This is a genomic window from Cedecea sp. P7760, assembly GCF_013386425.1.
Classification (GTDB): domain Bacteria; phylum Pseudomonadota; class Gammaproteobacteria; order Enterobacterales; family Enterobacteriaceae; genus Cedecea; species Cedecea selenatireducens.
Map to the genome: position 1 here is coordinate 1 of NZ_JACARU010000105.1, position 7554 is coordinate 7554.

At 54.7% G+C, this 7554-nt stretch carries 6 protein-coding genes; 2 read left to right on the plus strand and 4 right to left on the minus strand.

The annotated features are described in order from the left end of the window. Positions 1-224 precede the first annotated feature (224 nt). Complete coding sequence (locus tag HX778_RS24815; protein WP_176983346.1) at positions 225-2915, minus strand: winged helix-turn-helix domain-containing protein; 2691 nt, start codon at positions 2913-2915, stop codon at positions 225-227. A 108-nt stretch (positions 2916-3023) separates the two neighbouring features. On the opposite strand from HX778_RS24815, the gene HX778_RS24820 reads away from it, so the two are divergent. Further along, on the plus strand, positions 3024-4235 hold the full coding sequence (locus HX778_RS24820) for an MFS transporter (protein WP_038472339.1): 1212 nt from the start codon (positions 3024-3026) through the stop codon (positions 4233-4235). Positions 4236-4285: 50 nt separating this feature from the next. Here HX778_RS24820 and HX778_RS24825 read toward each other — a convergent pair whose 3' ends face one another. Continuing rightward, complete coding sequence (locus HX778_RS24825; RefSeq protein ID WP_176983349.1) at positions 4286-5269, minus strand: phosphatase; 984 nt, start codon at positions 5267-5269, stop codon at positions 4286-4288. A gap of 211 nt (positions 5270-5480) precedes the next feature. On the opposite strand from HX778_RS24825, the gene HX778_RS24830 reads away from it, so the two are divergent. Continuing rightward, positions 5481-6287 (plus strand): 5'-nucleotidase, lipoprotein e(P4) family, encoded by an 807-nt coding sequence (locus HX778_RS24830; RefSeq protein ID WP_176983347.1) that lies wholly within the window; start codon positions 5481-5483, stop codon positions 6285-6287. Between the two features lie 239 nt (positions 6288-6526). Here HX778_RS24830 and HX778_RS24835 read toward each other — a convergent pair whose 3' ends face one another. Together HX778_RS24835 and HX778_RS24840 are read right to left on the minus strand one after the other, a co-directional pair. After that, positions 6527-7162, minus strand: coding sequence for a DUF421 domain-containing protein (locus tag HX778_RS24835; protein ID WP_038472335.1), 636 nt, complete (start codon positions 7160-7162; stop codon positions 6527-6529). Positions 7163-7171: 9 nt separating this feature from the next. Next, the coding region (locus HX778_RS24840) for a DUF3290 domain-containing protein (RefSeq protein WP_176983348.1) at positions 7172-7554 on the minus strand (383 nt) is incomplete at its 5' end.

Here is a 7554-nt window from a genome sequence, read left to right on the forward strand (position 1 = left end):
CCGGTATAGGCAAAACGCCCGTAGCCCATGCCGATAGCCAGAACGACCGCGCCCGCAAGCGCCAGCAGCAGCGCGCGTATTTCTGGCCTGAAATGCATTGTCATGACGCCTCACCTTTAAATCTCATAATGGAAATGTTTTTTTTGTTTAAATCTTATTTTGAGATTAATGGTGATGAAGATGACAGGCAAGCGACTTCTTTGCCGACTGAGATTTGTCGTTGATTAACCAGAAGTGCGCATGTCGGCCTCTATGCGCTGAATCCAGCCTTTGGCCGTTTGGCTCTGCGCCAGTAGCAGCGCGGCCTGTAACGCCAGGCTGTACTCCAGAACATGTTCTGGCCTGTCGGAATAGCGGATTTGCGCCTGCACACGCATCAGCTCGGGCAGGTTCCAAAGCGACTGGTTCACGTCGAGCACGGACAGGCGTTCGCTGAGAAGCGTATCCGCCGCCTCCCGCTGACCTTTCTGCGCCAAAGCAGCGGCAAAATCAGAGAGAAAAATCGAATAAGCCGGATCAAAGCCATTGGCACGTAAGGTGGCGAGCATCGCGTGAATTTGTGGCGGGAGAATAGCTTCTGGCTGCCTGCGTAACCTGCCCCAGAACGTAAACGCCGAGGCATAAAGCCGCCAGAATCCCAGGCCATGCTCAACGGCAATTGTCTCGATCTGCGAGGCAATCAGCAGCACCTGGTCTATATCGCCGGTTAAGGCCGCCAGCGTGCAGCTGCCTTCCGCGAGCGCGGCACACAGCGAGCAGGCATGATCGAGCTCCCTTGCTTCCTCCACCGCCAATTGCGCCGCTCTTCTGGCTTTGGCGATGTCGCCGGTCACCCACAGCGTGCGGACCAGGAAAGCCCAGCCAGCCACGCGCTGATCCAGTCCAAAACGGAATGGCGCTCTCTGGCTGTCATCATCCACGGCGCGATCCAGCAATGCCTGAATTTCGCCGATCGCAGCCTGCTGATCGCCGGAAAAATGCAGCGCGGTACCCACCAGACGCCGGACGGTCAATAAAGCGCCATAGTCACCGATTTCGGCGGCAAGCGCGGCCATTTTTTTGCCGTTGTTCCCGGCCTGCTGATAGCGGCCGCTGCGCAGGTGATACAGCCACAGTCCGTATTCTGCCTGCAGCTGTATTTCTCGGTCCCCGAGCGTGCCGGCAAGCTCTCCGGCCCGCCGCCAGGCCTGGCCGTTTTCCTCAACCGGCCCCTGCGCCCAGCCCAGGGCAGAACCTAAAGCCGCCTGCATCAGCATCTCTTCACGCTGCGTGGCGTGCCCGTTTTGCGGATTGTTAATGGCCGCGGTGATACGCTGGCGGCATTCGCCGTGCAGCGAAAGCTGGATCCAAAAAGGCGTGGCGTTAGCGAGAATACTGCGGCCAAGCGGCGCGTTTTGACCTGCGCCAAAACACCAGTCAGCCGCGGCACGAAGATCGTCAATCAAATAACCATACTGACGACGCCAGTGCGGGCTGGATGCTTCCGTCCAGGCTTCCGTTGCCTGCACCATGTTGTCTGCGGTCAGATGCGCATGCCTGAGAGAAAGCTGCTCGCTATCGCCCGCCAACAGCCCGCGAGCGTATGTGCGAACAATCGTGAGATAGCGATACCTTGCCGGTCTGGCACCCGCTTGAAATACCAGCAGTGATTTCGCGACCATTTTCGCTACAACGTCACTGGTGTGCTCCTGGTTTAACAGCCCTTTCGCTGCCGCGAGGTCGAACTCGCCGGGAAAAATAGCCAAAGCCTGAAAGACTCGCTGCTCGTCTGCCGTCAGCAGCCGGTAACTCCAGTCCAGCGCGTCGGCTAACGTTCTGTGGCGTGAGGTCCTGGCAAGACTGGGAGCGTCAGGCAGCGATTCTCGCCCCGCAAGGTCGGCCAGCACCGCTTCCGGCCCCAGGCTGGCAACCCTGGCGGCCACAATCTCCAGCGCCAGCGGGACCGCATCAAGCAGCCGGCAAAGCGCCGCTACGGGCCGCACGTTTTCTTCCGTCAGGCGAAACTGGTAATCCGCCGCCTGAATGCGCTGGACGAGAAACTCAACCGCGCTGTAACTTTGTGCCTCGCTGACGTTCACCTGCGCAGACGGTAGAGCCAGCGGCCCAATGCGATACACCTGTTCGCCCTCAATGCCCAGCGGAGTCTGACTGGTTAGCAAAACGCTGAGCAATTCATTCGCCTGCAGCAGGCGTTCAATTTCCTGCGCACAGGCGGTTGCCAGATGCTCACAGTTATCGATAACAAGCAGCGCCGGGTGAGAATGCTGTCTCCCCGCTCCGCGAATGCCGGCTACTGCCGCGCGCAGGACCGGAACCGGATCTGAGCCGCCGTTCAGGCTGGATAAATCAGCAAAAAATATGCCGTCTGGATAAAGCCCGGCGGCTTCGCGCACAACCTCCAGCAGCAGCCTGGTTTTGCCAATACCGGCGGGCCCGGCCAGAGTACAAAGAGTATTTTCGAGCAGCAGTTTTCTTATCTCACCCAGCTCTCTTTCGCGGCCAATCAGCGGCGAACGTGGGCGAGGCAGACTGGTTGATGTGGGGCTGACCGGCAATGATGAAGTAGCCGCCTGCAGCTTATTGACCGCGGCGGTAAAGCAGTAACCGCGCCCAAAAACGGTCGTTATCAGATTGCGGTCAGCGCCGAAAATTTTGCGCAACGCGGAAATTTGCGCCTGCAGGTTGTTTTCTTCAACGATCTCTTTTGGCCAGACGGTTTCCAGCAGCGTCTCTTTCGCCACCACCTGCCCGGCCTCGCTGACCAGCAGCTTTAACACCGCCATCGCCCGCTCGCCCGGCTCAAGGCGAACGCCGTCCCTCAGCAGCAGGCCAAGGTCAGGAAACAGCTGGTAGCGGCCAAAGACCACCATATCGTCATCTCTTTCCGGGCGGGTTTGGGCGTTGTCGACAGGCATCGGTGCGGTCGCTTTCAGGTAATTTCAGAAGTCTGAAATTCTAGGGCAAAGATTGCTGGTGGACAATCGTTCAGCATCAGGGTTCGTCATCACCTGTGAGAAATAATCATGTCGGATAACCCGCTCGACGTTACCCTTAAACGCCTGCCCGAGGCCGAAGAACACTCGCCTTTAACGTCCACTCTGCTGCTGATCATGGCGCTGGCCTGCGGCGTTTTTGTCGCCAACGTTTACTACAACCAGCCGCTGCTGGAGCTGCTGCAACAGGCTTTTCCCCGGCAGTTAGCCCTGGTGAGCCTCGCGCCCACGGCAACCCAGCTGGGTTTTGCCTGTGGGCTGTTTTTACTCGTTCCCCTTGGCGACAAAATTAACCGCCGGACGCTTATCCTTTGCCAGTCGGCGGGGCTTGCGGTGGCGCTGGCCTGCCTGGCATTAGCGCCCAACGTCGTGACCATTATTATTGCATCTGCGGCGGTAGGCGTGACGGGCTCCGTGGCGCAGCAGATTGTGCCGTTTGCCGCCGAACTCGCCAAACCGGAACGCCGTGGGCAGGTGGTCGGCACGGTGATGAGCGGCGTGCTCTGCGGCATTCTGCTGGGCCGGGCCGTCGGCGGTTTTAGCGGCGAGCACTGGGGATGGCGAGCCACCTTCTGGCTGGGCTGTGTGGCTACCGCCTGCGGCTGGCTCATGCTGTTCTTCACCCTGCCGCACCATACGCCGCGCAACAAGCAGACCTATATGAGCCTGATGCGATCGCTGGTTTCGCTATGGCGCGAAGAACCTTTGCTACGCCGGGCAACGTGGATTCAGGCCGCCCTGTTCGGATCGTTTATCGGCCTGTGGACGATTCTGGCGCTGCAGCTGCACGCCGCGTTCCACCTCGGCGCAGACGTTGCCGGCATGATGGGCATTGTCGGTGCCGTCGGGATCCTGATTGCGCCGCTCGCCGGGCGAATTGCCGACCGCCGGGGACCTTATGCGGTGATCGGACTTGGCGCGCTGGTGATGGTTATTTCGTTTGCGGTGCTTGGCCTGTGGACGTCGCTAACCGGGCTGGTGATCGGCATTATCCTGATGGATCTCGGCGAACAGTCGGCGCTTATTTCCAATCAGCACGTGATTTATGCCCTGCGTCCGGAAGCCCGGAGCCGCATTAATACCGTGTTTATGAGCGGGATGTTTATCGGCGGGGCGCTGGGCTCATGGGGAGCAAGCCTGGTATGGCGACTGGGAGGCTGGGAAATGGCCTCGCTGCTGGGCGGCCTATTGAGCCTCGCCGGGCTGCTTATCCATATGATTGGGCGAAGAAAGCGCGGCTGATGTGAAAGGCGGCGGCACGCCAGAACGGCCGCCGCAGATTTCAAAGGGCGCTATTGAATCAACACGCCCTGCACCAGGTTAGCTTTTACCACGGTCACCTGTGGAATTTTCAGCGCTTCCATGTAGCCCTGAACCAGCAGCAGGTTGCTGACGTCCGTAGCTCGGTAATCACCGCGCAGCTCTGAGTCCCCTTTCCACACCTGGCCGGCGGAGGCTTTTTGCAGATCGGCGAGGGTGTAAACTTTTTCGTTCAACTGCTTGCTGACGGAGAAATCATGCACCCCGCCAATGCCCACAACGGTACGCTTTGCCAGCGCCTGTTTCATCTCCGGGCTGACGTGGGTTGTGGCATAGAAGCGAACAAAACGCAGCACGCCGTCGCGCAGAGAACCAATCGGATTTGGCGAACTGACCTCATGCAGGTCTTTGTTTTTCACCACGTCGATGATGTAGTTCTTCAGCGTGACGGAAGCCAACTTGCCCTGGTAAATCTCCGGCTGCCATTTGTCGTGCTTTTGCAGCCAGGTGGTCATCTGCATCGACCCGCCGCCGATGTCCCAGACCACCATCTGGTCGTCTGCCAGCGGCACCGGCATCGAGGCTTTGGCGGACAGGAAGCCCAGCTCGGCTTCCTGCGCCTGGGAGATAATTTTTAAGTTAACCCGCACGGAGCGGTTAAACGCATCGATAACCTGCTGTGCGTTAGAGGCGCTGCGGAAAACAGCGGTCGCAACGCCGTTAAAACGTGTTGGATGATAGCGAGCGGCTTCCGCCGTCAGCTCCTGCAGCGCAGCCTGGCCCTGCCGCTGTATCGCCGGGCTGAGGGTGTTGTCCGCAGATTTGGACAGATCTTCGTTAAAAGCGATTGGGCGCTGATCCTCGAACAGCACTTTGTTGATGCGCTGTTTGCAGGTATCCACTTTGGCGACCACCAGCTTGGTGGTGCCGGAGCCCATGTCGATGCCCGCGCGAGTCTCTTCACAGCCAGCGGCATGGGCCGCAAAGCTCACGCCGGGTAAGGCCGCCACCACCATCAGGGGAAAAAAATTGCGTCGAAATATTTTTGTCATATTGAGTATCCAGTGTCGATCCATTAAAAAGCTATTGATAACGTAGCTTTAATATTCGGTAAAACACTTTTTAATAATACCTGCTGATTTTGTTAGAAAAAGCCGCTGCATTGTTCAGTACAGGGGCCGGCAGGTATCAATGGCGTTAATGATAAGCAAGGGTAAGGATAAAAAGATGAAGAAAAGTATATTGAGTGGCGCGATGGCGCTGGTGCTGGTCAGCCTGACGGGCTGTGCAAATCAGCAGCAGGCGGCCGATCAAAAACTGGCCAGCCAGACGGTGATGGCGGTTGACTGGTTCCAGCAGTCCGGCGAATACCGTGCGCTGGCGTATCAGTCGTTTAACAGCGCTCGCCTGGCCTGGGATCGGTCAGCCAAACAGGGTAACGCTAAGCGCGCGGTGATTGTCGATCTGGATGAAACCATGCTGGACAACAGCGCCTACAGCGCATGGCAGGCGAAAAATAACAAAGCGTTTGACGACAAAACCTGGTCCCAGTGGACTCAGGCTCGCCAGGCGCTGGCCGTCCCCGGCGCGGTGGATTTTGCCAACTATGTTAACAGCCACGGTGGCACCATGTTCTATGTGTCAAACCGCGACAGCAAAGACTTTGACGCGACCGTCGCCAACATGAAAACGTTGGGCTTTACCGGCGTGAGCGACAAAACCGTGCGCCTGAAAACCGACAGCTCCAACAAGCAGGCTCGCTTTGATGCGATCAAGGCCGAAGGTTATGACGTGGTGATGTACATCGGCGACAACCTGAATGACTTTGGCAAAGCGACTTACCATAAAGATCAGGCGCAGCGTCAGCAGTTTGCCAGTGACAACCGCAGCAAGTTCGGCACCCAGTTCATCGTGCTGCCTAACCCAATGTACGGCGACTGGGAAGGTGCCTTAGCGCCAAACTACTTCAAGTTGAACACGGCCCAGCAGGCAGAAGCGCGTGAAAATGCGCTGCGTGGCTGGTCCGGGAAATAAGCTGTCTCGCCCCACCCTTGCGGTGGGGTTTTTATGCCGTCATGCTGGACTGAAGCTATCTCTAAGCCAGCGATGGGCGGCATCATCATCAGTACAACACTGCCTCGACGAGAGAGCCCTCCTTTAAGCCGAAAATCCTGGGAAGACCTCAAGGCTCCCCTTGGAAAGTGACATATAAGAGATTAAGTGCATTCCTTTTTTATCTATAACCTAATAGGTCAGACGCTTGGTTTTAGATATTATCTTTCATATCCGTATAAATTAATCCTGCCCGAGAGATACTCACCTAAATATACTTCGCTGATTTTATTAAAGCCTTGCTTGATAACTTCATTTTCTAACCAGTCATTGTCCTTGTTAAGGATTTCGAGCAGATCATGATTAGCTAAACCATCAACTATAATTGGATAGCGTATATTTTCATCACCACTTTGTATAATGGTTAATTGCCCATTCTGTTCGAGAACTACGCGCTTCAATTGTTCTATTTCATAAATGCCATTCGCCCTTAACTTGAACATCAAATCATTTGCAGAAACACCATTGCGTAAACACTCCTTAACATTGACACTGCCATTATGTACCAGGGTGATAGGCTTGCCATCAATAATCCTTTTAACTAGACGATTGTTCTCTTTTAAAAATTTAAGGACAAAAACGAGGAAGGTCCATATAATTAACACCAAAACAAACTGTAGTACTGTTATCGATTCATTATAAATTACGCCACCGATAATCCCCCCGAGCACATAGTTCTGAACCTGGTCCATTGCGGATGAAGGAGCCAGATTACCCTTCCCCATGAGATTTATTTGAATAATCAGGCACAGTATCCCCAGACCCAATTTTATCATGATTGGCGTATAAATTATCATTTCTGTTCCTCAGTTTTTTATGATTTCTATGCCTGGGTTTACTAACGACACCTCAACTAAACTATATGTTTTTTGATCCGGACTTAAATTAACGCGATAGTAAAGATCATTAATTTTAACGATAATGCCATCCGAGAGCTGTACTGAATTTGAAAATATAGAATCCATACCCACTTCTTTTTCTTTTGATAACAATTTAACAAAGCTCACCATTTGTGATGATTGAGAGTGTATATTTTGACTATCAGTATAATCTGCATACTGAACACCAGAAATGAACAGTAAAAATAAAAATACGATTATTGTTAGGTCTCGATATTTAGTTTGTAAGCGATGACGCATGTAGAGGCTAAAAAAAACGATCAGGATAAATAAAGCACTAAATATAATGA

What these genes read in the sequence shown, in the direction of transcription:
- HX778_RS24830 (WP_176983347.1), top strand. Translation starts at nt 5,481, where the DNA reads ATGAAGAAAAGTATATTGAGTGGCGCGATGGCGCTGGTGCTGGTCAGC.
- HX778_RS24835 (WP_038472335.1), bottom strand. Translation starts at nt 7,162, where the DNA reads ATGATAATTTATACGCCAATCATGATAAAATTGGGTCTGGGGATACTG.
- HX778_RS24820 (WP_038472339.1), top strand. Translation starts at nt 3,024, where the DNA reads ATGTCGGATAACCCGCTCGACGTTACCCTTAAACGCCTGCCCGAGGCC.
- HX778_RS24815 (WP_176983346.1), bottom strand. Translation starts at nt 2,915, where the DNA reads ATGCCTGTCGACAACGCCCAAACCCGCCCGGAAAGAGATGACGATATG.
- HX778_RS24825 (WP_176983349.1), bottom strand. Translation starts at nt 5,269, where the DNA reads ATGGTGGTGGCGGCCTTACCCGGCGTGAGCTTTGCGGCCCATGCCGCT.